The organism is Rhodoglobus sp. G.S.23 (assembly GCF_056675935.1).
The window spans coordinates 1,790,165-1,815,522 of sequence record NZ_CM155237.1; the positions used below are offsets into that span (position 1 = coordinate 1,790,165).

Annotated in this window: 23 protein-coding genes; 8 read left to right on the forward strand and 15 right to left on the reverse strand. The window is 59.2% G+C overall.

Features of this window, described 5'->3' with window-relative positions; translation table 11 throughout:
* Nucleotides 1–21 precede the first annotated feature (21 nt).
* The 4 genes from proB to rplU form a co-directional block, all read right to left on the reverse strand.
* Entirely contained in the window at nt 22–819 is a 798-nt protein-coding gene (gene proB, locus AC1ENN_RS08580) for a glutamate 5-kinase (RefSeq protein WP_449646927.1), read from the reverse strand.
* Nucleotides 812–2,356, reverse strand: coding sequence for a GTPase ObgE (gene obgE / locus AC1ENN_RS08585; protein ID WP_449646928.1), 1,545 nt, complete (start codon nt 2,354–2,356; stop codon nt 812–814). Before obgE ends, proB begins: the two co-directional genes overlap by 8 nt.
* A gap of 149 nt (nt 2,357–2,505) precedes the next feature.
* Nucleotides 2,506–2,757, reverse strand: coding sequence for a 50S ribosomal protein L27 (gene rpmA, locus AC1ENN_RS08590; RefSeq protein ID WP_219948239.1), 252 nt, complete (start codon nt 2,755–2,757; stop codon nt 2,506–2,508).
* Nucleotides 2,758–2,785: 28 nt separating this feature from the next.
* Nucleotides 2,786–3,094: a 50S ribosomal protein L21 gene (gene rplU / locus AC1ENN_RS08595; RefSeq protein WP_009772527.1), complete on the reverse strand. Its 309-nt coding sequence runs from the start codon at nt 3,092–3,094 to the stop codon at nt 2,786–2,788.
* Between the two features lie 316 nt (nt 3,095–3,410).
* On the opposite strand from rplU, the gene AC1ENN_RS08600 reads away from it, so the two are divergent.
* Complete coding sequence (locus tag AC1ENN_RS08600; RefSeq protein WP_449646929.1) at nt 3,411–3,680, forward strand: DUF4031 domain-containing protein; 270 nt, start codon at nt 3,411–3,413, stop codon at nt 3,678–3,680.
* A gap of 10 nt (nt 3,681–3,690) precedes the next feature.
* Here AC1ENN_RS08600 and AC1ENN_RS08605 read toward each other — a convergent pair whose 3' ends face one another.
* From AC1ENN_RS08605 to AC1ENN_RS08625, 5 genes are read right to left on the reverse strand one after another with little or no spacing between them, the layout of a single operon-like run.
* Entirely contained in the window at nt 3,691–4,092 is a 402-nt protein-coding gene (locus tag AC1ENN_RS08605; protein WP_449646930.1) for an ACT domain-containing protein, read from the reverse strand.
* A 9-nt stretch (nt 4,093–4,101) separates the two neighbouring features.
* Nucleotides 4,102–5,505, reverse strand: a complete 1,404-nt coding sequence (locus AC1ENN_RS08610) for an Ig-like domain-containing domain (protein WP_449646931.1) — start codon at nt 5,503–5,505, stop codon at nt 4,102–4,104.
* Nucleotides 5,486–6,235, reverse strand: a complete 750-nt coding sequence (locus AC1ENN_RS08615; RefSeq protein ID WP_480390909.1) for a TIGR03943 family putative permease subunit — start codon at nt 6,233–6,235, stop codon at nt 5,486–5,488. The genes AC1ENN_RS08610 and AC1ENN_RS08615 overlap by 20 nt, the downstream gene beginning before the upstream one ends.
* Nucleotides 6,225–7,271 (reverse strand): permease, encoded by a 1,047-nt coding sequence (locus tag AC1ENN_RS08620; protein WP_449646933.1) that lies wholly within the window; start codon nt 7,269–7,271, stop codon nt 6,225–6,227. Before AC1ENN_RS08620 ends, AC1ENN_RS08615 begins: the two co-directional genes overlap by 11 nt.
* 50 nt (nt 7,272–7,321) lie before the next feature.
* On the reverse strand, nt 7,322–10,174 hold the full coding sequence (locus tag AC1ENN_RS08625; RefSeq protein ID WP_449646934.1) for an Rne/Rng family ribonuclease: 2,853 nt from the start codon (nt 10,172–10,174) through the stop codon (nt 7,322–7,324).
* 328 nt (nt 10,175–10,502) lie between these two features.
* On the opposite strand from AC1ENN_RS08625, the gene AC1ENN_RS08630 reads away from it, so the two are divergent.
* Nucleotides 10,503–11,102 carry a vitamin K epoxide reductase family protein gene (locus AC1ENN_RS08630; RefSeq protein WP_449646935.1) on the forward strand — a complete coding sequence of 200 codons (600 nt, stop codon included), beginning with the start codon at nt 10,503–10,505 and terminating at the stop codon, nt 11,100–11,102.
* Between the two features lie 123 nt (nt 11,103–11,225).
* On the opposite strand, the gene ndk is transcribed toward AC1ENN_RS08630, so the two are convergent.
* The 6 genes from ndk to AC1ENN_RS08660 form a co-directional block, all read right to left on the reverse strand.
* Nucleotides 11,226–11,642, reverse strand: coding sequence for a nucleoside-diphosphate kinase (ndk, locus tag AC1ENN_RS08635; protein WP_343926461.1), 417 nt, complete (start codon nt 11,640–11,642; stop codon nt 11,226–11,228).
* Entirely contained in the window at nt 11,639–12,040 is a 402-nt protein-coding gene (locus AC1ENN_RS08640; protein WP_480405843.1) for a DUF4233 domain-containing protein, read from the reverse strand. Before AC1ENN_RS08640 ends, ndk begins: the two co-directional genes overlap by 4 nt.
* Entirely contained in the window at nt 12,037–13,560 is a 1,524-nt protein-coding gene (locus AC1ENN_RS08645; protein ID WP_449646937.1) for a bifunctional folylpolyglutamate synthase/dihydrofolate synthase, read from the reverse strand. The genes AC1ENN_RS08640 and AC1ENN_RS08645 overlap by 4 nt, the downstream gene beginning before the upstream one ends.
* Nucleotides 13,553–16,843, reverse strand: a complete 3,291-nt coding sequence (gene ileS, locus AC1ENN_RS08650) for an isoleucine--tRNA ligase (protein ID WP_480405844.1) — start codon at nt 16,841–16,843, stop codon at nt 13,553–13,555. Before ileS ends, AC1ENN_RS08645 begins: the two co-directional genes overlap by 8 nt.
* A 253-nt stretch (nt 16,844–17,096) precedes the next feature.
* Nucleotides 17,097–18,131, reverse strand: coding sequence for a DUF1648 domain-containing protein (locus tag AC1ENN_RS08655; protein WP_480405845.1), 1,035 nt, complete (start codon nt 18,129–18,131; stop codon nt 17,097–17,099).
* Nucleotides 18,128–18,478: a GntR family transcriptional regulator gene (locus tag AC1ENN_RS08660; RefSeq protein ID WP_480405846.1), complete on the reverse strand. Its 351-nt coding sequence runs from the start codon at nt 18,476–18,478 to the stop codon at nt 18,128–18,130. The genes AC1ENN_RS08655 and AC1ENN_RS08660 overlap by 4 nt, the downstream gene beginning before the upstream one ends.
* A 214-nt stretch (nt 18,479–18,692) precedes the next feature.
* Between AC1ENN_RS08660 and AC1ENN_RS08665 the strand changes: the two genes are divergently transcribed.
* The 6 genes from AC1ENN_RS08665 (at nt 18,693) to AC1ENN_RS08690 (ending at nt 25,300) form a co-directional block, all read left to right on the forward strand.
* Nucleotides 18,693–19,295 carry a biotin transporter BioY gene (locus tag AC1ENN_RS08665; protein WP_341954428.1) on the forward strand — a complete coding sequence of 201 codons (603 nt, stop codon included), beginning with the start codon at nt 18,693–18,695 and terminating at the stop codon, nt 19,293–19,295.
* A 143-nt stretch (nt 19,296–19,438) separates the two neighbouring features.
* Nucleotides 19,439–21,073: an ABC transporter substrate-binding protein gene (locus AC1ENN_RS08670; RefSeq protein ID WP_480405847.1), complete on the forward strand. Its 1,635-nt coding sequence runs from the start codon at nt 19,439–19,441 to the stop codon at nt 21,071–21,073.
* An 11-nt stretch (nt 21,074–21,084) separates the two neighbouring features.
* Nucleotides 21,085–22,074 carry an ABC transporter permease gene (locus AC1ENN_RS08675; protein WP_480405848.1) on the forward strand — a complete coding sequence of 330 codons (990 nt, stop codon included), beginning with the start codon at nt 21,085–21,087 and terminating at the stop codon, nt 22,072–22,074.
* A 68-nt stretch (nt 22,075–22,142) separates the two neighbouring features.
* Nucleotides 22,143–22,952 (forward strand): ABC transporter permease, encoded by an 810-nt coding sequence (locus AC1ENN_RS08680; RefSeq protein WP_445944787.1) that lies wholly within the window; start codon nt 22,143–22,145, stop codon nt 22,950–22,952.
* Nucleotides 22,949–24,688 (forward strand): nickel ABC transporter ATP-binding protein NikE, encoded by a 1,740-nt coding sequence (gene nikE / locus AC1ENN_RS08685; RefSeq protein ID WP_480405849.1) that lies wholly within the window; start codon nt 22,949–22,951, stop codon nt 24,686–24,688. The genes AC1ENN_RS08680 and nikE overlap by 4 nt, the downstream gene beginning before the upstream one ends.
* Nucleotides 24,689–24,700: 12 nt before the next feature.
* A complete protein-coding gene (locus AC1ENN_RS08690) occupies nt 24,701–25,300 on the forward strand; it encodes a TetR/AcrR family transcriptional regulator (RefSeq protein WP_480405850.1) in 600 nt (199 codons plus the stop codon).
* Nucleotides 25,301–25,358 lie beyond the last annotated feature (58 nt).

Consider the following 25,358-nt stretch of genomic DNA (forward strand, 5'->3'; position numbering starts at 1 on the left):
CTCAATACGCGCCTTCGACCCCTAATCGATCGTGATCGCTGCTTCAAACCACGTGCCGATGGATGCTCCGGCCAGCGCAGCCGCAACGCTCCCGGTTCCAGCCAAGAGTACGGGGATCCCCGCCGTTGCGGCATGCTTTGCTGCCGCAACCTTGGTACCCGCGCCACCCGTGCCAACACCCGCAGCACCAATATCGCCGAAAGTCACGTGGGCAAGATCATCATCGAACGCGACAAAGTCAATGCGTTGGGCATCCGGTTCAGAAGGAGGCTTCGTATAGAGCGCATCGATGTCAGACAGAAGCACCAGCATGTCGGCCCGAACTAGTACGGAGACAAGCGCAGCGAGACGGTCGTTGTCACCGAAGCGGATCTCATGGGTCGCTACCGTGTCATTTTCGTTCACGATGGGCAAGATTTTTAGCCCAAGCAATCGTTCCATAGCCCGCTGAGCATTGCTGTGGTGAGTGGGGTTATCCATGTCGCCTGCGGTCAACAGGATTTGTGCTGCAACCACTCCGTAGCGGTCGAAGCTCTCCTGATACCGGTAAATGAGCACGTTCTGACCGACTGCCGCTGCGGCCTGTTGGGTAGCGAGGTCGGTGGGTCGCCCATCTAGCTTGAGGAAGGGAATGCCGGTAGCGATGGCACCCGAAGAGACCAGGATCACTTCTGAACCTGCGGCGTGTGCCGCGGCTAGCGCATCGACAAGAGCGCCGATTTGGCCCACGTTGGCGCCGCTGACCGATGACGATCCAACCTTGACAACGATGCGCCGCGCACGAGGAATCTCGGCGCGCACGACGGGCTTGCTAGTCACGATCCTCCGACTCATCGCCTTTTTCAATGGCGAAACCTTCATCGTCCACCCAAACGCCAGCTTCACGCTCAGACTCGAGCTCAGCGCGTGCGGCTGCCTTAGCATCCATGCGCTCGAGGTAATTCTTGCGACGGCTGCGGTTGGTTTCGCGGGGGTTGTCGTCGAGTCGTGGGTCGGTTCCTCGAGGAGCAACAGTCAGTTCGGCGGCCGATGAGAGCGTTGGCTCCCAATCGAAGACAACACCTCCGCCTGCGCCAATAATGACGGTGGAGCCGGGGACGGCACCTGCCTTGAACAGGTCGTCTTCAACACCGAGGCGCGCCAAACGGTCTGCCAAGTATCCGACAGCTTCCTCGTTCGCAAAGTCTGTTTGTGCAACCCAACGCTCAGGCTTATCGCCAACAACGCGGTAAATGTTGCCGTAGGTGCCACCTTCGACCTTGACGACGAAGTCCTTCGCATTGACGGCGCGCGGGCGCAGAATGATGCGTTCCTTGACCGGTTCGGAGTTGCGCTTCTCGCGGTCAGCGAGAACAACAGCAGCGAGAGCAAAGGACAGCTCTCGCAGGCCCTCGCGAGATACAGCAGACACTTCGAAGACACGGTAGCCGCGCTCTTCTAGCTCAGCCTTGACGAGATCAGCGAGATCACTGCCCTCGGAAACGTCGACCTTGTTGAGAGCAATGAGTTGCTCGCGCTCGAGCAATGGCTTTTGACCCTCTGGAACGGGGTAGGCCGCCAGTTCGCCGAGAATCACATCGAGGTCGCTGATGGGGTCGCGACCGGGCTCCAAAGTGGCGCAGTCGAGCACGTGCAACAGTGCGGTGCATCGCTCGACGTGACGCAAGAACTCAAGCCCAAGGCCTTTGCCCTCGCTTGCGCCTTCGATAAGTCCAGGAACGTCGGCGATCGTGTAGCGAACGTCTCCGGACTCAACGACTCCGAGGTTGGGGTGCAACGTAGTGAACGGGTAGTCAGCAATCTTTGGCTTGGCCGCGCTCATAGCAGCGATCAAGCTCGACTTGCCTGCAGACGGGTAGCCGACCAAAGCAACATCGGCAACGGTTTTAAGCTCAAGGAAGATGTCGCCCTGAAAACCGGGCGTTCCGAGCAGCGCAAAACCGGGAGCCTTGCGCTTAGTGGATGAGAGGGCTGCGTTGCCGAGCCCGCCCTGACCACCTGGGCCGACGACCAAGCGCATGCCGGGAGCATCCATGTCGATGAGGACTTCGCCATCCTGATCGCGCACGAGCGTGCCGACCGGAACCGAGAGCAACATTTCAGCACCGGCAGTGCCAGCCTTGTGGTCGCCCTGACCTGGCTGACCGTGCTGCGATTTGCGGTGCGGCGATCGGTGGAAGTTCAGAAGCGTGGTGACCTGAGGGTCGCTGTAAAGCACGATGTCGCCACCGTTGCCACCGTTACCGCCGTCAGGGCCGGCAAGAGGCTTAAACTTTTCACGCTTGACTGAAACACAACCGTTTCCGCCGTGTCCTGCTACGAGATGCAAGGTCACCTGGTCGACGAACGATGCCATGATGGTTCCTCCTATTCTCGTGAGACACGGGTAATGCTATTGCTGTACTCAATGGTGCTGCACCTAGTGGTGCTGAGTTAAATGGCGAGAGCGAGCCGAAGCTCGCTCTTCGCTGTATCGTTCGCCTGCGAACAGGCAACCGGGGAAAACTAGACGGTGACGATGTTGACGACCTTGCGGCCGCCCTTTGCACCGAACTGCACTGCGCCTGCTGAGAGAGCGAACAGAGTGTCGTCTCCTCCACGGCCGACGTTGACGCCGGGGTGGAAGTGGGTGCCGCGCTGACGAACAATGATCTCGCCGGCGAGAACCTCTTGGCCGCCGAAGCGCTTTACGCCGAGGCGCTGCGCGTTGGAGTCACGACCGTTGCGGGTGGAGCTTGCGCCCTTTTTGTGTGCCATTTTCTTGGAAGTCCTTTACGCTCGTCAGCTACTTGATGCTGGTGATCTTGATGCGGGTCAGTTCTTGACGGTGACCCTGGCGAACCTTGTAACCGGTCTTGTTCTTGAACTTCTGAATAACGATCTTTGGACCGCGCTCATCGTTCAGAACCTCGGCAACGACCTTGATCTTCTCAAGCGCCTTGGCGTCGTGAGTGATCTTGTCGCCATCAACGAACAGAACTGGAGCGAGCTCAACATTGCCGTTCTTGTCGGCTGCGATGCGGTCGAGAACGACAATCGTGCCGACCTCTACCTTCTCCTGCCGCCCACCGGCGCGCACAACTGCGTAAACCACTTTTGACCCTTACTTAACGATTAATAGCTAGAACTACTGAAGCTTGTGGCGAATTCTGCGGGCTATGCCCAGCACACACCAAGGATCAACGATACTCGACGTGGGCACTCCCGGTCAAACGACACGCTTCTGCTGCTTCGAATTAAGTCAGCCATGAGAGACGACTTAGCGAAAATGAGAACGTGTACACCGGAGATTGATCGCAATCTCAACGATCACAACCACAGTTCAAGTGCAGCGACAACAATAGTACGTCCCAAACGGGTGCCCGGTCAAAAGCTCAACGTCACGATCTGCCCTCAATTAGGCTCAGACCATGACTGTGTTGATCGACCAGGCGATCTGGCCCGCCCACGAGACGGTGTGGGCCCACCTCGTGAGTGACACGTCGCTAGCCGAACTCCACGAATTCGCTGAGCTCGCGGGCATCCCCCGCCGAGGATTCGACCTCGATCACTACGATGTACCAGCGCGGATGTGGGAACAACTTGTCGCCCTCGGCGCCGAACCAGTCGGCGTTCGAGAGTTCGTGCGCCGGCTGGAAGCTAGCGGACTTCGGGTTCCTCAGCGCGACCGCACCAAATAGGGCGCCCGGACTAGAGCGATGCCGACTGAAGCGATCGCAGCGCAGCGAGTGCGGCATCCACAGAGTCAATGGGGACAAATATGTGATCGTGATAGTTGCCAGCGATCACATTGCAGCTGATGTCTGCATCGCCCAGTGCCTGAGCGAACGCTGCGGTAAGACCAACGGCCTCAAGAGCAGAATTGACGGTGAGAGTGATCCACGCTGATCGGAAGCTGTGGGGAATCGACTGACGCAGAGCATCCGACTCGCTCAGCACCACAGAGATCCCTTCAGCCTCAATGATCATCGCTACGACAGAATCGGCGTCGATGTCACGAAGTGACTCCACCGTCGCAAACACAAATACACCGGGGTTGTGCTGAGGTTCCATAGTGGACAGCAGCGAATCGAGGTCAGAGATCGCAGTCATAAAACGAACCTACCGCCAGATGGCGCCGAAGCCCTCGACGCTTCGTGTGACTGCGCCAGTTGAGATCTCAACAATGTAGGTCGCAACACTTCGCGGGCGCGCACTCATCACATACTCGTCGGAATCGAATGCGGAAACATTGGGTTGAACCTCAACCGCGACAAATTGTCCATTGGGCGACACCCGAAAATCGAGAATCGCGCCTCTGTCTTCGACCGTTTGGAAGAGGATGCGTGAAGCCGCGCCGTCGTCGTAGGCAAGGATGCTGCTAAAGGTGTGTCCGTCCTCCCCCACCAACACCATCTTGGCAACCAAATCGTCAGCGGCATTCGCATCGGCGTCGCCCAAAAACGGCTGCTTGCCATCAACCGGTGATGCCAGGAGCCGACGTTCAGAACCATCGGTAAGCAACAGGGAAGCGCTGCCACGCGCATCACCGACGACCACGTGGGAACCATCCGCCGATACCCTGCCGAACTCAAAAAACTGACCGAGCGGCACAACCTCACCCGAAGCGGTATCTACTCGCACTACGGTGCTCTCGGTGGTGAGAGCAACAATATTTGCCGTACCGGGGATGAACTGCCAGCCCGTAACGCGCATGGGATCACCATCGAGGTCGGAGATAGCAACAACGTCGCGCCCACGATCGAGATCAACCGTGTAGAGCGTGTGCGAGACAGTCTCAATCGGCCCAGGATCATCGCTCGAAATCGTAAACCCGAGAGTTGCCCCCGCACGCGACGCATCGAGGTCCGCGACCTCCCCCACCTCTGGCAGCAACAGCTGTTCAGTAATACCCGACTCTGGATTCACCAGATGCAGCGCGCCAAGGCGGTCGGCACTGGCCGTAGTGAACGCCACCAAGTCCCCTACGGGAGTGAATTCTTGGATGCCCTCCCCCGCGAACAGCACAGTGCGCTCAGAGCCGCTGAGTCCGGTGCGCACAATCTCATCGACCGGAACCCCACGGTCGAGATAGTAGAGCTCTGCTTCGCCAGTGGTAAATGAGTAGTCGATCGCTGAGGCTGAACCGCCGGATGGACTGACAACTCCATCGACAGTCACCGTGTACTGCGTGCCGTACTGGAGCGGCTGCTCAAACTTCACCGAGATCAGATCAGCCTCGCTCGAGACGCTAACGGCTGCGGCTGGCTCAACAGTCACGGCACCGGCATCAATTGCGGCGATTGCTTGGTTGAGAAAGAGACGCAAGGTTTGATCAGATGAGGCAACAACGGCATCCGTGTCGAGTTGGGCATTCGACAACTTCGGCCCCTGCAGATACCCCAAGGCCAAAAACACACCACAGAGCGCAACGAGCACCCCAATCGTCCAAGCGAACGCCTTGCGGAACGCCTGAGCGCCAGCATGGGGATTGTTGGGATTGCGGCTAATAGAGATATGGCTCATTTGGCCGCTCCACAATGCTCAAGGTCTTCGGGACAAGAACGAGTGAAATATCGCTGCGCGAGCTCGGGTTAATCTCGAAGTTCCCGGTGATCTGCACCCAGGAGTCGATCGCGAATTCATTGCTCCAACCGGGCGCGTACACCGCGACACCGGTCGGCTGAGCGTCAACAGCGCAGCAGGTCACCGTAAAGCGAGAAAGATAAAAAATGTTGTCGGGATCGTCATCACTCGGAGTGATGAAACCTACTAAATCTGCGGTTTTATTGGAGTAAAAGCTCGGATCGCTGGTCTGGCGCAGCAACGATGCCCAGTCGACAACCGTGAAGCTCGCAATCAATGATTCATCGGCACTGTCGACGTCATCCACATTCTGGCTATCACTGCCGACCGTTGAGCCCACGATGTCACGTTGACTCGCTGTTGCACTGGAGAGGGTGGCCGGCGGCACGACAACAAGCGAAAGTGCAACAACCCCCGAGAGAACGAGCGCGATAACCCCGAGAACCCGAGACCAGCCACTTCTCACTGCAGGTTCCTCGGTGCTGCCAGGGCGAATTGCGACACTCATCACGCCAAGAACGAGGGCAATCACGGCCATGATGACCGTGAATACCACGTAGCGGGGATGGATGTAGAGAACGAGCTGCTGGCTTGCCGCGAGCCACATGGTGGCGCTGACCGCGACCACAATCAGGATGACTCCCCACCAACGTTGGAGGTTAGGCCACATAGTTGATCACCAACCCAATAACGGCACTCATGAGGGCAACCACCAGTGAAAGTTGCAGCAATACGCGTGCTGTGAATGTCGTGCGCATGATGGCCAACATCTTGATGTCGATAATCGGGCCGAAGACCAAGAATGTCACGATTGATCCCGGCATGAAGGTGCTCGCGAACGGCAAGATGAAAAACGCGTCAACGCTGGAGCACACCGATATTACGAAGGCGAGCAGCATCATTGCAAGAATCGACCACAAGGGGTTGCTGCCGAGCGACACGAGCACATCGCGTGGAACCGCTACCTGAATTGCGCCGGCGATAAGCGAACCGATGAAGACGGCGGGCATGAGCACGCTCGACTCGCGCATGAAGATGTCGAGGCTCTTGTCTGAACGCGACTGGTGCTGATGATCGGCACTGGCAGAACATTGGGCGGCGAACCGACCGGTGAGCATCGAGTTCGGTTGCGGATGCAGGCTGAAGAGCCAGCCAACAATGTTGGCAATCGCGAGCCCGCCAAGAATTCGACCGACGAGGATGCCGTCAGTGAACCCAAACGCCTGATAGGTCGTCAGGATCGTAATCGGGTTAATGATCGGGGCTGCGAGCAAGAACGTCATCGCCTCAGGAACCGAGAACCCTTTAAGCACTAGTCCGCGAGCTAGCGGAACATTTCCGCATTCGCAGACTGGCAAAGCAATACCAAAGAGCGAAATGATTGCACGCCTGAACACAGGTCGTTGTGGCAGGTAACGCATCAGCAGGTCATCGGGCAGCCACGCTTGCACGACAATCGACAGAACGATACCGAGCACCACAAACGGCAGCGATTCAATGATCACGCTCGTCGCTAACGTCAGTAAGTCCTGCGCGAGGCCAGGAACACCGAGCGTGTCTAATTCGCCGGTGTACGCCCGCAACGCGAGCAGTGAGATAACTCCGAGCGTTCCGATCGCCGCCCACAACCAGCGGCGCCGCGATCGGCGAGGTCGATGATCATGCCGATGGCGATCATCGACGTTCGCAGTCACAGTGGAACTCACACGCTAACCCTATAAAAGCGCGACTCTAAAAGAGCCGAGAACACCCGGCATTACTGATCGTTGTTCGGCGTCGCATTCACTGTTTTGCCCTGGCTGCTGGCACGACGCGAGCCGCGCGATCGACCTTGGCCCGGCTGCTTGGGCTCAGGAAGAGCCTCGAGAACCGAACCCAAAATCTGTTCAGCGTCCTGAGTACTGATCTTTGGCGACGATGGTGAACTCTTCGTAGCCGGAAGATCGAGAATCGCAACCGCAGCTTCTGCTGCAGCCTCAACGACCTCGCTAGCCTGAGCTACTGGCTTCGATGCGTTTGCCTCAGCCTGAGGAGAATCCGACGTCTGAGTCGAGTCAGCATCGCGAGACGAGTTCGCGTTTCGCGATGAACCAGAGTTGCGTGATGACCCTGAGTTCTTCGACGAACGTGACTTGGGCCCTGTTGCTGACGCCTGATCTGCCGACGGAGCCACCGGGGATGTCGCTGGTGCGTCTGCTACGGGCTCGGCGGCCGCTACGACGGTACTGGCTGCGACACGGGCAAGAGCATTGCGAACATCTTCGGTGATCGCGTGAGTGCCGTTACTGCCGCCATTGCTGGCACCGTTACTTGAGCCAGCGTTGGAAGACTTAGCAGCACCGTTCGACTGCTGATTCTGCGAGCCAGCGTTGCTACCGGAGCCGGAACTATTTCCACCGCCGTTTGCGCCACCGTTGTTGCCGCTTCCGTTGTTGCCGCTTCCGTTGTTGCCATTCCCGCCACGATTACGACCACGGCGACCGCTGCCAGCCTGCTCGTTCTGAGTGGGCTGCTGACGGTGCTTGGTAACGGGATCATGGTGCACGACAACGCCACGGCCGGCACAAACTTCACAGTTTTCGCTGAAAGTTTCGAGAAGCCCGAGACCCAACTTCTTACGAGTCATTTGCACAAGGCCGAGCGAGGTAACTTCGGCAACTTGGTGCTTGGTGCGGTCGCGGCTCAAGCACTCAACGAGACGACGCAAAACGAGGTCGCGGTTTGATTCGAGAACCATGTCGATGAAGTCAATGACGATGATTCCACCGATATCGCGCAGACGTAGCTGGCGAACGATTTCTTCGGCGGCCTCAACGTTGTTCTTGGTTACGGTCTCTTCGAGGTTTCCTCCCGAGCCGACAAATTTTCCGGTGTTGACATCGACAACCGTCATGGCCTCAGTGCGGTCGATGACGAGTGAACCACCAGAGGGAAGCCAGACCTTGCGGTCAAGCGCCTTCTCGATCTGTTCCGACACACGGTATTCCTCGAACGAGTCAACCGAACCCTCGTGTTCTTGCAAACGATCAAGCAAATCGGGAGCGACAGAACGCACGTAGCCCTCAATTGTCTTGCGAGCGTCGTCACCCTCGATCACGAGCTTGTGGAAGTCTTCGTTGAAGACATCGCGAATGATCTTGATCAACAGATCCGGCTCAGAATGAAGAAGGGCCGGAGCCTGAGCCTTTTCCACCTGCGAGCTGATGTCTGCCCATTGGTTCGTGAGGCGACTCACATCGAGAGTGAGCTGCTCTTCCGTGGCACCCTCAGCTGCCGTGCGCACAATGACGCCGACGTTCTCAGGGAGTACACCCTTGAGGATCTTCTTGAGGCGTGAACGCTCAGTGTCTGGGAGTTTGCGGCTAATGCCACTCATCGACCCATTGGGCACGTAGACGAGGTAGCGGCCAGGCAGCGAGACCTGGCTAGTGAGACGGGCACCCTTGTGTCCGACAGGGTCTTTCGTCACCTGAACGAGCACGCGGTCACCTGGCTTGAGCGCAAGTTCAATACGACGCGCTTGCGGCTTGCCGTCAGCAGAGTTCTCTGCTGCAGCATCCCAATCAACTTCGCCGGAGTAGAGCACCGCGTTGCGGCCACGTCCGATGTCGACGAACGCTGCCTCCATGCTCGGCAATACGTTCTGCACGCGACCGAGGTACACGTTGCCGATAAGGCTCGCGTCCTGAGCTTTGGCAACATAATGCTCAACCAATACGCCGTCTTCGAGAACAGCAATTTGGATGCGGTCAAACTTTGAGCGGACCACCATGACACGGTCGACACTTTCGCGACGCGCTAAGAATTCGCTCTCGGTCACAACGGGACGACGGCGACCAGCATCGCGACCATCACGGCGGCGCTGCTTCTTGGCTTCGAGACGAGTCGAACCCTTTACCTTGGTCGGCTCGTTGCTTGGCTCAGCCTGCTTGCGCGGCTGGCGAACGCGAACAACGGTGTTGGGAGACTCGTCACCTGGACGGGCCTCTTCGCCAGAACGACGGCGTGAGCGACGACGAACGTTGCCTGCCTCATCGTGCGACGCGTTGTCATCACCACGGGTGTCGCCATTCGACTTGTTGTCGTTGCGCGAGCGAGGCGCACGCGCTGGAAGATCCGGAAGATCCGGTGCCTGAAAGAGCAACGATGTTGTCGACGGAGCACTAGCTGCTGCCGTTTTCTTCGCCGCTGGGGCTTTCTTTGCTGACGGGGCCTTTTCAGTGGCGGCATCCGAAGAGTTCTGCACCGACGCTGCTGGGCTCTTGCGTGAGCGAGAGCGCGTGGTCGACGTCTTCGGCGCTTGCGCGTCGTTGCTCTTATTGGCGTCGGAACCGGAATCCGCGGGGATCTCCGTTACTGATGCGGGAACCTCGAGCCCCAAGTGCTGGCTCGCAGTCTTAGCCGCTGGACGCTTAGCCGATTGCGCAGGAACGTCGGCGGGTGGCGCCTGTTCCTTGGGGGCCTCGACAGGTGGGGTTTGCACGGTTGGCGTCTGCGCTGCTGGCGTCTGCGCCGTCGACTTAGATGCTGATTTGGAAGCAGGAAGAATGCGGCCGAAAAGGCCTTTCTTCTTCGGAACTTCTTTCGAACTATCGCTTTGATTCACCATCGCTGGTGTACTCCTTGCCCTAATAGGCGACCGCGCCACCTACCGGGTACTCTCTCGTGCGCTATTCCCCTGCCAAACCTATGGTGGGAGAACCGCTACTAATTCTTCAGGTCTTGCAACGGGCTCGTGGCTCGCGCTGCAGTTGTGCCCTGTCACGACACTTCGGAACTGGCTATCCGACTCGCGCAACAAGCGTTGCGTAACTGGTCCGGTCGCTATGCCCGGTAAGCCTTCTTGGTGTTATTCCGAGCGCGGCTCGGAGTAACTACGCTTCATTATCGCATGCATTCTCAGAAAACGAGCCTGACGCGCATGCGATAATCCCAGCATGACTGCCTCCGGGGTTCGAAACAGGCCCATAGCCCTCGCCGTATTTTTGATCATCACCGGTTTGATCGGGCTGTGGGCGTCGTTCCAGCTCATGGTGGAGAAGATCCACTCGCTCGAAAACCCAGAAGCGGTACTCAGCTGCGACTTCAGCATCATCGTTCAGTGTGCAAAGAATCTCGACTCGGCTCAAGGAGCCCTGTTCGGCTTCCCCAACCCCGTACTCGGACTGGTTGGTTTCATGGCTCCCGTCGTCGTTGGGGCAGCGATTTTGGCTGGCGCGCGTTTCAACAGCTGGTTCTGGGTCACCTTCAACATTGGCGTTGCCGGAGCATTTGCCCTGTGCATGTGGCTCTCCTACCAAAGCATTTTCAATCTCTTCACGCTGTGCCCCTGGTGCATGGTCGTCTGGTCGGTGACGATCCCGATGTTCTGGGCTGTGACGTTGCGAAACCTTAAGGTGGGGGCAATTCCCGCACCGCGCGCGCTTCGCAAGGCTGCGTCAGCTGCGTACAGCTGGGTGCCGGTAATTGCCCTAGTCGGCTACATCATCATCGCGATCATCGCGCAAGTGCGCCTCGACGTACTGAGCTACCTCTAAGAGATATTCCGTCCCAGCGGCGTATGCCGCACCGGGAACATAAAAACGGCGAGTTCCTGACCGCAGTCGGGATCTCGCCGTTTTTTGTGCGGAACGCGCCTGGCGTTCGCAGAGTGGGAAGACTTAGGAGAACCAGAGAGCCAGTTCACGTGCGGCCGACTCTGGAGAGTCACTGCCGTGCACCAAGTTCTGCTGAACGGCGAGTCCCCAGTCGCGCCCGAGGTCACCACGGATGGTGCCTGGAGCAGCAGTCGTCGGGTCAGTCGTGCCTGCGAGCGAGCGGAAACCCTCGATTGCACGGTTGCCGGCGATGCGCAAAGCAACAGTCGGACCCGACTGCATGAAATCCATCAGCGGCTCGTAGAACGGCTTGCCCTCGTGCTCGGCGTAGTGCTGCGCGAGCAGATCTACTTCAGCCTGCACCAAACGCACGTCGACGAGCTGGTAGCCCTTGGCCTCAATACGGCGAAGGATTTCTCCGGTCAGATTGCGAGCAACGCCATCCGGCTTAATCAGTACAAGTGTCTCTTCGATGTTCATTGTGTCTCCTCAGCGGGGGTAGTCGTGGTTGATGAACTAAGAATTGCGGCTTTGGCGGCGTCGATATGGCGGCCCTTGATGAAGCAGTATGTCCAGATTGCAGCAAAGCCCGCGCCGACCACAAACATCGGGGCGAGAATGAAGCCAAGCGCTATGAGGACAACCTGAAGCCCCCAGCCGATCCATACTGCCCAAGGGTGGTGCAGCATCCGTGCCAGGGCAACGAAGACAAGGATCAACACTGCGCCGCCGACAAAGGCTGGTGCCGGACCGAGAGCCTTCAGGCCGAACGCAGTCAAGGCCACGAAGAAAATCAAAGTCGCATCGAGCACCAGAACGATACTCAAGAGCAACTCAGTTACGGAGCGCGTTCTGCGAGGTCGTGGGGTTCGACTCACGGCTTCCAGCCCTCCGCCTCCGCTAGAGCGAGCGCCTCGCCGACCAAAGAAATTGACCCAGTGACGACTACGGCGCGACGTTCATTCTCGCCTGCCCACTCCCGGGCCAATTCCATCGCCTCGGCGAACGAATCAAAGTCGGTTGTCTCATCAGAGAATTCGCGAACAATTTCGACGAGGTCCTCTGGCGCCACTGCGCGATCCGATTGAGAGGTCGTGACATAGAAGCGGTTAGCAACCGGAGCCAGAGCCTTAACAATGCCAGCGGCATCCTTGTCGTCAAGCACACCAATGACGAACGCGATTTCGTCGAAAGTGAAGTACTCCTTCAGCGCTGCCGCCAGAGCTGTGGCACCGTGAGGGTTGTGCGCGGCATCCACAATTACTGTGGGCTCAGCACCGATAACGTGCAGGCGACCAGGAGATGACACGGTTGCGAGTCCCTCGGCGAGAACGTCACCGACAAGTGCCTGACTGCCGTCGCCTAAGAAGGACTCGACTGCGGCAATAGCAAGAGCGGCATTGTGCCCTTGGAACTCGCCGAAGAGCGGTAAGAAGAGATCGGAGTAGGTGCCAGCGAGGCCGCGAACCGAAATCAACTGGCCACCGATAGCTACGGCGCTGCTCGTCAACTCAAAAGCATCGCCCTCGAAGCCAAGCTTGGATTCCGTGAGGTCTGCCGCCCGTTCAAGCTCAATTTGGGCATCCGCAGTTTGAACCGCAGACACGATTGAGGCTGCCGGCTTGATGATTCCCGCCTTGGTGCGCGCAATTTCAGAAATTGTCGTGCCGAGGCGCTGAGTGTGGTCGAGCGCGATCGGGCTGAAGACGGCAACTTGGCCGTCGGCGACGTTCGTGGAATCCCACTCGCCGCCCATGCCGACCTCGAGCACAGCGACATCGATGGGGGCATCCGCGAAGCTCGCGAATGCGAGTACCGTCAGCGCTTCGAAGTACGTCAGCGGCTCTTCGGCCTTTGCCAACAACTCGGCATCCACCATGAGGAGGAAGGGGCGGATGTCAGCCCAGTTGGCGGCAAGAGCGCGGTTGGAGATGGCTCGGCCATCAATCACGATCCGCTCGTTCACGCGCACCAAATGCGGACTCGTCATGAGTCCGGTGCGCAACCCGTAGGCCCGCAAAATACTTTCGACGATGCGACTCGTTGACGTCTTGCCGTTGGTTCCCGTGATGTGAATCACCGGGTAAGTGCGCTGCGGGTCACCGATGAGTTCGACGGCACGACGAGTTGCCTCGAGCCGCGGTTGCGGTGCCTGCTCCCCTATCCGCGCCAGCAATTCGTCGTAGACGAGTGCGGCATCTTGGGCGTACTCGGAGTCTTCGAGTTCGAAATCTGAGTCCTCGTCGATGTTCGTTCCCTCGAAACCATCAGCGAAGGGGCTGAGGTCAGCAAGAGGGTGGGCCGCTTCGAGCTCGGCCCGTTCTTCGTCACTGAGAGAGTCATCGAATGACTCATCTGGTTCTACGCTGTCGTCGAATTCTTCGTCGCGTTCAGACATTAATCGTTCCTATCTTGGTGATGTCAATCACCAGGCCGCCCTGATTGGCATATTTTCCTGCCGGCAATTCGGTGCGGTATGTCTCAAGTGTGCCCTCTGTCAGCTCATTCGCGAAGCTCTGAACCGTCGATTGCGCTGCAAGCGTTTCTGAGGCGATCATGGCGCTGTGGAAGTCGATGGCCTCATGGTCAGCGGCGTCGAGGGCACTGATGACGAGTGCGATTCGGTCGCTTACGTCGAAGCCTGCAGCCTTGCGCGCATCCTGAATGGCCCGGATGGCGTCTCGAGCCAGCCCTTCGGCCGAAAGCTCAGGGGTGAGTTGGGTATCAATGATCACGAAACCACCGTCAGAGAGGAATGCGATCGCACTCGCTTCATCGGCTGCTTCCATCTGCAGTTCATATTCGGCTGATTCTAAAGCCATGCCATCGACCGAGACCCCATTAGCGGTCGCCTCCCAGTTGCCAGCTTTGGCCTCTTTGATGACGTGCTGAACTTGCTTGCCGACACGCGGTCCAAGAGCACGGGCATTGACGGTCAGCTTTTTGGTGATGCCGAAGCTGTCAAGCGATCCATCTTCGAGTTGCTCAAACCGAACAGTTTTGACATTGAGTTCATCACGAAGGATGTCGCTGAACGACGCGAGCGCATCGGGAGTTTTACTGACAATGGTCAACGATGCCAGCGGAAGTCGAACGCGCAAGCTGCGGGCCTTACGCAGCGCAAGGCTGTTCGACGCGATCTCGCGGACGCGGTCCATTGAGGCAACCAGCTCGTGGTCGCTCGGGAATGCGGATGTGTCGGGCCAGTCGGTGAGGTGCACGCTGCGGCCGTTGGTGAGGCCGCGCCACATCTCTTCCGAGACGAGCGGCAGCAGCGGCGCTGCTACCCTCGCGACGGTTTCGAGCACGGTGTAGAGCGTATCGAACGCGTCGGTGTCGCCGCCGTCCCAGAAGCGGTCGCGACTGCGACGCACGTACCAGTTGGTGAGCACGTCAGCGAAGTCGCGAAGTTTTGCGGAGGCCATGGGGCTGTCGAGCGCATCAAGCTCACGGGTGACGTCTTCGATGAGTTCGCGAGTTTTCGCCAGCAGGTATCGATCGAGAACGTTTGTCGAATCTGTTCGCCACGTTGCTTCGTAGTTATCGGCCGCGTTCGCATAGAGAGTGAAGAAGTAATAGGTGCTCCACAGGGGAAGCAGCATCTGGCGAACGCCATCACGGATGCCCTCTTCGGTAACCATGAGGTTTCCGCCGCGGATAACCGAGCTCGACATCAGGAACCAGCGCATCGCGTCGGCGCCATCGCGGTCGAAGACTTCAGAGACATCCGGGTAGTTGCGAAGACTCTTCGACATCTTTTGGCCGTCATTGCCCAGCACGATGCCGTGGCTGATGACGTTCGAGAATGCCGGGCGGTCGAACAACGCCGTCGACAGCGTGTGGAGGGTATAGAACCATCCGCGAGTTTGACCGATGTACTCCACGATGAAGTCGGCCGGGCTGTGAGTATCGAACCACTCTTGGTTCTCGAAGGGGTAGTGAACCTGGGCGAACGGCATTGAACCGGAATCGAACCACACGTCGAGCACGTCTTCGATACGTCGCATTGTCGACTGACCGCTGGGATCGTCGGGGTTGGGACGCGTCAGCTCATCGATAAACGGGCGGTGCAGGTCGGGCTCACCATCGTGATTGAGCGGCAAGCGACCAAAGTCTGCTTGGATCTCGGCAAGCGAGCCGTAGACATCCACGCGCGGGAAGTCAGGGTTGTCGCTCTTCCAGATCGGGATCGGTGAACCCCAGTAACGGTTGCGGCTGATCGACCAGTCGCGGGCGTTACCCACCCACTTGCCGAACTGGCCCTCCTTGACGTTCTCGGGAACCCAATTGATTTCCTGGTTGAGTTCACCCATGCGGTCGCGGAACTCGGGAACCTTGACGAACCAGCTCGACACAGCCTTGTAAATCAGCGGATTGCGGCAGCGCCAGCAGTGCGGGTAGGAGTGCTCGTAGCTGGCGACCTTGAGCAGGCGGCCCTCTTCACGCAGCAGTTTCGTGAGCGGCTTGTTGGCCTCGAATACCTGCATTCCGGCAACGGGCGGTACCGATGGCAAGAACTTGCCGCCATCGTCGACAGAGATGACGACGGGAATGCCGGCAGCGGCACACACGATCTGGTCGTCTTCACCGTAGGCCGGCGCCTGGTGCACGATGCCGGTACCTTCACCGGTGGCAACGTAGTCGGCAACCAAGAACTGCCACGCATTTTCGGTTCCATAGGTCTCGGCATCTTCGTAGAAATCCCAGAGACGGTCGTACCGCACACCGTCGAGTTCAGCGCCCTTGAGTGTGCGCGAGACTGCGGCGAGCGCCTCCTCAGAGGTCTCGTAACCAAGTTCCTTTGCGTACGCCGCTATGGTGTCGCCCGCGAGCAGGTATTGCGCCGAGCCCTCCTCTGAGCCGTCACCTGCACCCAAGGGGCCGGCGGGCAGCAGTGCGTAGTCGATGTCGGGTCCGACAGCGAGTGCAAGGTTGGTGGGCAGGGTCCACGGCGTGGTCGTCCAAGCGAGAGCCTTCACGCCGGTGAGTCCGAGCGCTTCGGCCTTCACTCCGTCGAGAGGGAATGTCACGGTGACGGTCTGGTCTTGACGCATCTTGTAGACGTCGTCATCCATGCGCAGTTCGTGGTTCGAGAGCGGGGTCTCATCGTTCCAGCAGTATGGCAAAACGCGGAAGCCTTCATAGGCGAGGTTCTTCTCATGCAGCTGTTTGAACGCCCAGATGACACTCTCCATGAAGTTCACGTCGAGGGTCTTGTAGTCGTTCTCAAAGTCAACCCAGCGTGCCATGCGGGTCACATACTCTTGCCACTCACCGGTGTACTTGAGCACCGATTCGCGGGCAGCTTCGTTGAACTTGTCGATGCCCATTTCTTCGATCTGGGCCTTCTCGGTGATTCCCAGTTGGCGCATCGCTTCAAGTTCGGCAGGCAGTCCGTGGGTGTCCCAGCCGAAGCGGCGGTGCACTTGCTTGCCGCGCATCGTCTGAAAACGAGGGAAGAGGTCTTTGGCGTAGCCGGTCAGCAAATGACCGTAATGCGGGAGGCCATTAGCAAAGGGTGGGCCATCGTAGAAAACCCACTCGTCAGCGCCTTCACGCTGATCAATGGATGCCTGAAAAGTGCCGTCTGTCTTCCAGTACGACAGAACCTGCTCTTCAATCGCCGGAAACTTCGGTGACGGTGCTACGGAATCGTCTGAGCGGTGGCGAGGATACGACATGGGGCTCCAGTGGTACGTGGGTGCGGATAATCTGCACGAGGACGACCTTTCAGCCGCGGTACCACCCCGCTTGTGCACCGTGCGGCACACCACTCATGTCGCTGTAACGGGCTTTCCCGTTCGGTTCTACTGCCGACCGCTCCACAACCGGGGCTGCAGTTGAGACGATTTCTTCCGAATGCTCACCGGTGATGGCCGGTTCATAGCGTGTGCATCAATCATAGGTGAGTTGGCTGATGCTTCGCCGCACAGTTCAGCCCCGTTTCGGCCGGCGCTCGTCGCGCTCTACGTTCTGAATTGTCGCCAGCACAGCGGCTCCTCGGGACGCATCATGCACGGTGACAACAAAACGTTTTCCGTTCACCCGCGTCACCTCGATGGCGTCACCCTTCGAGAGCACGACGCCGCTGCGCCCCTGGGAATCCCAGCGCCACCCATACCCGCCGAACTCTCCCATGGGGTCGATCTGAACTACCGCCACGGACGCGATCTGATCCGGTGCAATCGAAATTCGCGGCCACCCAAAAGCGGAGCGAACTCGGATACCATGCCGGTCGATAATCACACGCCAGGACAGAGTACTCGTCGCGAGCACGAGAGCAACAAGCCCAATCACGGCAGGAACTATCAACTCGTCGGGGTTATTGACAGCTTGAATGATCAGCGTGACGGCGAGAGCAAGGAACACGAGAAGAAGAATTGCGACAACTGGTGATCCGAGTCGGGTGCTACTGGCAAAGTAGAGCCGCTCTGTGGCTGACGCCGCTATCGGTTCAGCGACCGTGCGCGTGCTCGTAACCTTCTCGCCCGGGGGCAAGACAAACCACGACAGCAATGCAAGAATGCTCGCTGCTATGAACGCGATGGCGAGAACACCTCCGATGTTTCCCGCACGTTCGGCGCTCTCCAACCCGCGCTGGATCGCAAGACTTCCCCCGCTCGTTAGGGTCAGCACTGTTGCGAGAAAAATGGATGTCGCGACAAGCACTTTCTGCGCTCGCAATAGCCCTCCGTCGGGTCCGCCTCGCCAGCTCACGACCGCGGCGAATGCGGAGAACAGTAACGTCACCACAAGAGGCAGGGCGATCATTGCGCCCACCGTGGTGTAGCCATCCGGCCCACTGGGTGTCCAATGAGAGGCAACCGGGTTCGGGAGTTCGGGGATCCACAGCGCCATAACGAAAGCACCGGCCATGACGATCGTAACCGGTACGACGACGCCGATAACAACGATGGCACGCCGACTGCGGGAACGAGTCTCGGTGTGAAGGTCGGTGGGGGTAGTCATCGATATTCCTCTCGGATGAGGGCGGTTAGTGCACTGAGTGAAATGTTGTGGGTGCGAGCTTCGCTCACAAGAGCGGTGACCGCAGTCGTCAGTGCTTCATAGCTGTGACTGACGTCGGAGACAATGGCGCCGCGCCCCCTGCGAAGTTCGATAAAGCCTTCATCGCGGAGTTCTTGGTACGCGCGCAACACTGTATGCATGTTGATGCCTAGAGATTCCGCTAGCTCTCGAGCACTGGGTAGGCGCTCGTTCGTGCTGAGTCGGCCTTTGAGCACTCCCTGTCGAATGCTCGCAGAGAGCTGCTCAAAGAGCGGCACATCAGACGCGGTATCAACACGGATCAACATGAGTGCAATAGTAGTTGTTATAGCTCAACTAGCACAAGACCTCCGGCGATTCCGTGCCGGCTAAGCGTCTAATTGTTTCTTCTCGCACAAATACGCGAGATGTTTTTGGCAACCACTAAGGACATCCGAGGCCCAAGTATGACTAGGGTTATTGGCGCACCGGCTTTCTCAGCTTGGGCTCTCCACTGATCGCAGACAAGGAAAGGGGCGTCGCGTGTCGACACTCACTTTGACCCTCGGCCGACCCACACTCGCCGACACCATCTTTTCTCGCAGCCTCACGACCGACCTCGTCCTGGTTGGCGCGGGTGCTGCGCTCACTGCCGCCATGGCACAGCTCGTCGTTCCCCTTTACCCCGTACCAATCACTGGCCAAACGCTGGCCGTATTGCTCGTCGGAAGCACCCTTGGTGCAACTCGAGGCATGTTGGCGATGCTGCTCTATGCAATTCTCGGCATCGTGGGCTTGCCCGTGTTCTCGGAGGCGTCCTCGGGCCTTGGAGTGCTCGCTGGCACCACCGGTGGCTACATCGTCGGCTTTATCTTCGCGGCAGGGCTCACTGGATGGCTCGCACAGCGCGATTGGGACAAAAAGTTTCTCGGCGCCGCAGTGTCATTCCTCGCGGGCACCGGTCTTACCTTCGTTTTCGGGCTCACCTGGTTGGCACTCGTAACGGGCGGATCACTTGAGCAGGTTCTCGCGTGGGGCCTTTACCCCTTCATCATTGGTGGAGTGATCAAGGCTGCCATCGCCGCTGCCATCATCCCGTCGACGTGGAAGCTTTCGGCGGCAATCGCACGCAAACGCAACCAGTAGCTACTACTTAGCTTCATCAATCGGGCCGGCTTCGCTCACGCGAACCGGCCCGATTTTTCGGGTGCTAGACTTTATGTACTGAGTTCAACAATGCTCAATCCGCTCGCACCCGAGCAGCTTCCCTCCCACACAAAAGGACCACATTGAGCGCGCCCCGCCATCTTCTGCTCCCCCTCGCCATCGCTGCGACCGCGGCACTGCTCGCGGGATGCACCGCGACACCAGAACCTGCTGCTGAGCCCATCTCCGGTGGAACGCTCGTGTACGCCACTGGAGACGCAGAACCCGGATGCCTAGATCCGCACGTCGGAGGCAACTACCCCCAAGCGCTCATCAGCACTCAGTACATTGAGTCGCTGGTGTCAAAGAATGCCGACGGAGAAATCATCCCGTGGTTGGCAACCGAATGGACCCCCAGCGATGATGGCCTCACTTGGGACTTCACACTGCGCGACGACGTCACCTTCACCGACGGCACACCCTTCGATGCCGAAGCAGTGAAGGCCAACATCGAACACTTGAAAGACCCAAACACCGCGTCATCCACTGGCTACCTCGCTGTCGGCAAGATCGACGGCATCGAAGCTATCGCCGCCAACCAGGTGCGCTTCACGCTGTCTGCACCCGATAGCGCGCTCCTCGAGTCGCTCTCCCAGCCCTGGGTGGGCATCCAATCCCCCACGGCACTCGAGCGCGACCAAGCAACAAACTGCGAGAGCCCCGTGGGTACTGGACCATTCATCATCACCGAGTGGGTCAAACAACAGTCGATCACTCTGGCGCGCAACGAAAACTACAACTCCGCTCCTGACGATGCCGAGCACAGCGGTCCCGCCCTTCTCGACTCGCTCGAATGGCGGTTCATCCCCGATGCCGCAACTCGCTACGCAGCCCTCCAGTCTGGCGACGTAGATGTCATCGACAACGCGCAGCCGAACAACATCTCCTCCGCCGAGAGCGATCCCGCTACTGCCGAGCTCAATGCTCCCCGCCCCGGAGCATCAAATCGACTCGAACTGAACTCGGGCAAGGCGCCGTTTGATGACGAACGCGTTCGTGAGGCCTTCATCCGGGCAGTCGATGTCTCCCCCGGTATCGACAGCCTGTTCTTTGGCACAGCTGAGCGCTCCTATTCAGTTCTCTCGAGCGTTGAACCCGACGGCGTCTCGTTGCCCGATGCCTTCACCGTCGACCCGGATGCGGCCAACGCGCTGCTTGACGACGCCGGCTGGGACACGATCGACAGCGACGGCTATCGCACGAAAGACGGTGTGCGTTTGACTCTTGACTTCCCGATTAGCACCAACCAGTCGATTCCGGCCGAGCAGTCGCTATTCGAACAGATTCAGGCGTCAGCCAAAGACGTGGGCTTCGAAATAAATCTGAACCCGACGGACCTTTCATCGTGGTACGGCGCCCTCTTTACGAACGAGTACAACCTTGTGAGCGCTCCCTACACTAAGGTCGGCCCAGACGTGCTGCGGATCCTCTACCACTCCGACTCGATCATCCCGGCTCCGAGCGGCTACTACGCAAACCTGGCCCAGATCAGCGATCCTGCGCTTGATGAGATCCTGACGACGGCGAGCCAGACCTCGGATGCCGCCGAGCGAGCCGCACTGTACGAAGAAGCACAGTCGATCATTATTGATGGCTACTACGTGCTTCCCCTCTATGACCAGCAGAACCACTACCTCTACAGCACGAGCGTCGAGGGGTTCCGCGCCCTCCCCACCGTTTCGGCTCCCACCTTCTACGACGCGTGGCTTAACGACTAGGAACTCCTGTCGTGACGGATCGGTCAGACATTACCGCCGAGCGGCTCTCCACTCGGCCGGCAGCGCGATTGCGTTCGCTGGCGTGGGTGGTGCGCCGTTTCGGCGGTGGTCTATTTGTTTTGTGGATGGTGGCTACCGTCATCTTCTTCGCACTCCGGCTGATTCCCGGCGATCCCGTAGACGCAATCTTGGGTGGCCCAGGGTCACAGGCATCCGCTGAAGCCGTCGCTCAAATTCGCGCTGATTACGGTCTCGATCAGCCGTTAATTGTCCAGTATTTTTTAGCGATGGCGAAGCTCGCGATGGCTGACTTCGGCACGTCATACGCGCTCAAAATTGCGGTGGCGCCGTATGTGCTCACGCAACTGTGGTCGACGCTCGTGCTCACAATTGCCTCACTCGTTGTTGCGTGGATACTGGCCGTCGCGCTGACGCTGGTCACGAGCGGTCGCGGTGGGCCGGCGCGCGCTGTGGGGTCAGGGCTCGAACTGCTCGCTGCAGCCGTGCCGCATTTCTGGCTTGCCTCGCTGCTAATCATTGTTCTGAGCAACACCCTCCACTGGCTCCCCCCGATCAGCGTTCCCGGGCCACTCGGGCTCATCTTGCCTGTGCTCACACTCGCTCTCCCCCTGACCGGATTCTTGGGCCAACTCATGAGGGAATCGCTCGCAAACGCCTACGAGCAACCCTTCGTGGTTTCCGCTCGCGCCCGAGGGGAAAGTGAGCGGGGCGTGCGATTCCGTCATGTGCTGCGTCACGCCGCGCTCCCCGGAATTTCTCTCTCAGGTTGGGCATTCGGGTCGCTGCTGAGCGGCGCCGTGGTCGTGGAGACCATTTTTGCGCGACCAGGGTTAGGGCGCACGCTGTTGAGTGCTGTCTCCATCCGTGACATCCCTGTCGTTACGGCGGTAGCTCTGCTGTCGGCGCTCACCTTCATCATCGTCACGGTCGCGACCGACGCCATCGATCGAATCGTCGACCCCAGGGTGGCCAAACAGTGACTGAGATCCTTGCTGGTCGACTGAGTCGGAGCAACCCGGCTGGGCCGACAGCAAACCGGTGGCAGCAACTGGGCCGCAACGCCGGGGCCGCTGTGGCGATTGCGGCGTTGCTGGTGATTCTGATCGCCGCGATTTCGCCCCAATTGTTGACTTCGGCTGATCCGGATGCCGTAGCTCCGGTTGACGCTTTTCAGTCCCCGTCACTAGCGCACCTCTTCGGCACCGACGAATCAGGGCGCGATGTGTACACGCGCGTCGTGTTCGGGGCAGCTAACTCACTACTCATTGGCATTGCTGCCACGGTTGTTGGGCTCAGTCTCGCTCTCGTATTGGGCATGCTCGGCGGGCTCGGGGGCCGCGTTGGTGACTTTGTGAGCACGAGAGTCGTCGAAGTGATGTTCGCGTTGCCCGGCCTACTGCTCGCGCTCGTTTTCATCGCCATTGCGGGGCCCGGAGTGGTCACGTCGACAGTGGCGGTGGGGCTCTCCACTGCGCCGGGGTATGCCCGCATCATCCGGAGTCAACTGCGCAGTGTGCGCAACTCGGGCTACGTTGAAGCAGCAACCGTGCTCGGGCATTCACGACTCAGAATCGTTGTGCAACACATTCTCCCTGGTGCGCTGGCCCCCATTTTCGTGTTGGGAACGCTCGGAGTCGGTCAAGCGATTGTGTGGGCTTCATCGCTCGGATTCTTGGGGCTCGGCGTCGCACCGCCAGCAGCCGAATGGGGCGCAATGCTGTCGAGCGGTCGCACCTACATCGATGTGGCGTGGTGGCTGACGGTGTTCCCGGGGCTCGCCATCGTCGCAACCGCAGCGTCGTTCACCGTGCTTGGTCGTGCGCTCAATGAGCGAACCCGTCAGGGGGCACTCGGATGACCGTGCAGCCGTTACTGAGAGTGAAGAACCTGAGCGTGCATTTCGACCGCACGGCCGCACCCGCTGTTGACAGCATCAGCTTTGATGTGCGCGCTGGCGAATGTCTCGCCATTGTGGGGGAATCAGGGTCAGGCAAGAGCCTTACCGCCCGATCACTGCTCGGCCTCGAACCACAGAATGCGCACGTGAGTTTCGACACTGTGACGCTGCAAGACGAACCTCTGCCTGCCGCCAGATCACGGCGTTGGCGCGCCATTAGAGGCGCATCCATTGGTCTCGTGCTTCAGGATGCCCTGGTTTCGCTCGACCCGCTTCGCCCGGTCGGCCGAGAGATTGACGATGTGTTGCGACTGCACACGACACTGACCCACGCCCAGCGACACCGCCGCGTGCTCGAGTTGCTCGATGCGGTCGGCGTTCCCGACCCCGCGCTGCGTGCGCAGCAGCGCTCTGGCGAACTCTCGGGAGGGCTCCGGCAACGAGCCCTCATTGCGACAGCGCTTGCAGCAGGGCCCCCGCTGATTATTGCCGACGAGCCGACAACCGCGCTCGATGTGACAGTGCAAGCGAAAGTGTTGACTCTGTTGCGGTCCCTCACCAATAGCGGCACCGCCCTCATCCTCATCACCCACGACCTCGCCGTTGTCTCGCGCGTCGCCGATCGAGTCGCAGTAATGAGTCGGGGGCGCATCGTCGAAAGCGGCGACACTGCGACCGTGCTCAACGCTCCATCTGCGGTCGAAACTCAACAGCTGCTGGCATCGATCCCCGTGGATGTTCCTCGCGGGGTGCCATTGCTCAGCAACGCCATTCGGCATCTCGCGCTGCGGCCTCACGCGCCTGTTGATGATGGCGCGATGGAATCCCCTGCGGATGCTACGACGTCAGCTCGTCGGTTGACGCCTGCGCATCAAATGACGCCTGCGCTTCAACTGAGAGCTGTGTCCCGTCAATTTCCGACTCGCACTGGCGCACCGATCCAAGCGCTAAGTGGTGTGTCGCTCACTCTCGAAACCGGAACCACCTTGGGACTTGTCGGGCAATCGGGTTCCGGCAAGACCACGATTGCTCGCATCGCGCTCGGACTCGAAACTGCCGATAGCGGCGAGATTCTGCTCAACGGCACCGAATGGGGTTCACTCAATGCCCGCGAGCGCCGCCCTCTGCGACATACCCTCGGGGCGATCTACCAGGACCCCTTGAGCTCATTCGATCCTCGCTTGAGTGTTGAACGAATCCTGATCGATGCTCTTAGTGCCACCGCCTCTACTGCCGGCGAAACGAGTCAGCTGTCGTCCGTGGACGAACTCTTGGATGCCGTTGACCTGCCACGAAACCTCAAGAACCGTCGACCTCTCCACCTTTCGGGCGGCCAGCGACAGCGCGTCGCCATTGCCCGCGCTTTGGCTCCCGAGCCACTCACGCTCCTCTGCGACGAACCGGTGTCTGCATTGGATGTGTCTACGCAGGCGCGAGTGTTAGATCTACTCGATGACCTACAAAGACACCTCGGGCTCAGTTACCTATTCATCTCCCACGATTTGGGAGTGATCCGCCACATGAGCGACACTGTGGCCGTGATCAACGACGGGCGCATTGTGGAGACTGGCCCGACTGATGAAATTTTTACCTCACCACAAGCCCCCTACACTCGGTCGCTTATCGCCGCCCTCCCTCGGGTGCACCGCTCGGGGTCACTAAGCGCGGCACCATCACGAACGCAACCGGGTAAGTGAGAGGATGATGCAGTGACGACCACTCGACATCCCGGCCGGGGGCGACCCCCCGCTGCTTCGCGTGAACTTCTCCAAGAAGCTGCATTCGAACTCTTTGTCGAGAACGGTTACATCGGCACGACGGTTGACCAGATCGCCACGAGAGCGGGTGTTAGCCGCAATACCTTCTTTAACTATTTTGATGCCAAAGGTGACGTGTTCTGGGTCGAGCTCGATGCGATGACTGAGCGTCTGAAAGTTGCCCTTGCCGCCGGATCTTCGGTTGCTTCGACGGCCCCCACCGCTGTTTTCGGCATCCGAAACGCAGTTCTGGCGGCGATTGCCCCGCTGGACTCAGAACACGTTCCTTTTGTCTTGACGCAGTACGACATGATCGGCAGCATCACTGAGTTGCAAGCATCCGCAATGAGCCGCTTCACCAGCCAGGCCCGACTTCTCGGCGAGTATTTGCGACGTAACGGTGTCCACTCGGATGCTGCTCGGGCTCAGGCCTATAGCCTCATCGCGTGTGTCATCGCCGCGGCGCAAGAGTGGGCGCAAGCGGGGCCTCAACGCGGGCGGCTTGAACCCTACGTTCAGAGCGCAATCGACGTCGCACTCAACGCCGAGTAGAATTCTTCTACATCTCACACTCAGGCACCTCTTTTTGACTCGGTGCCGCATATATCGA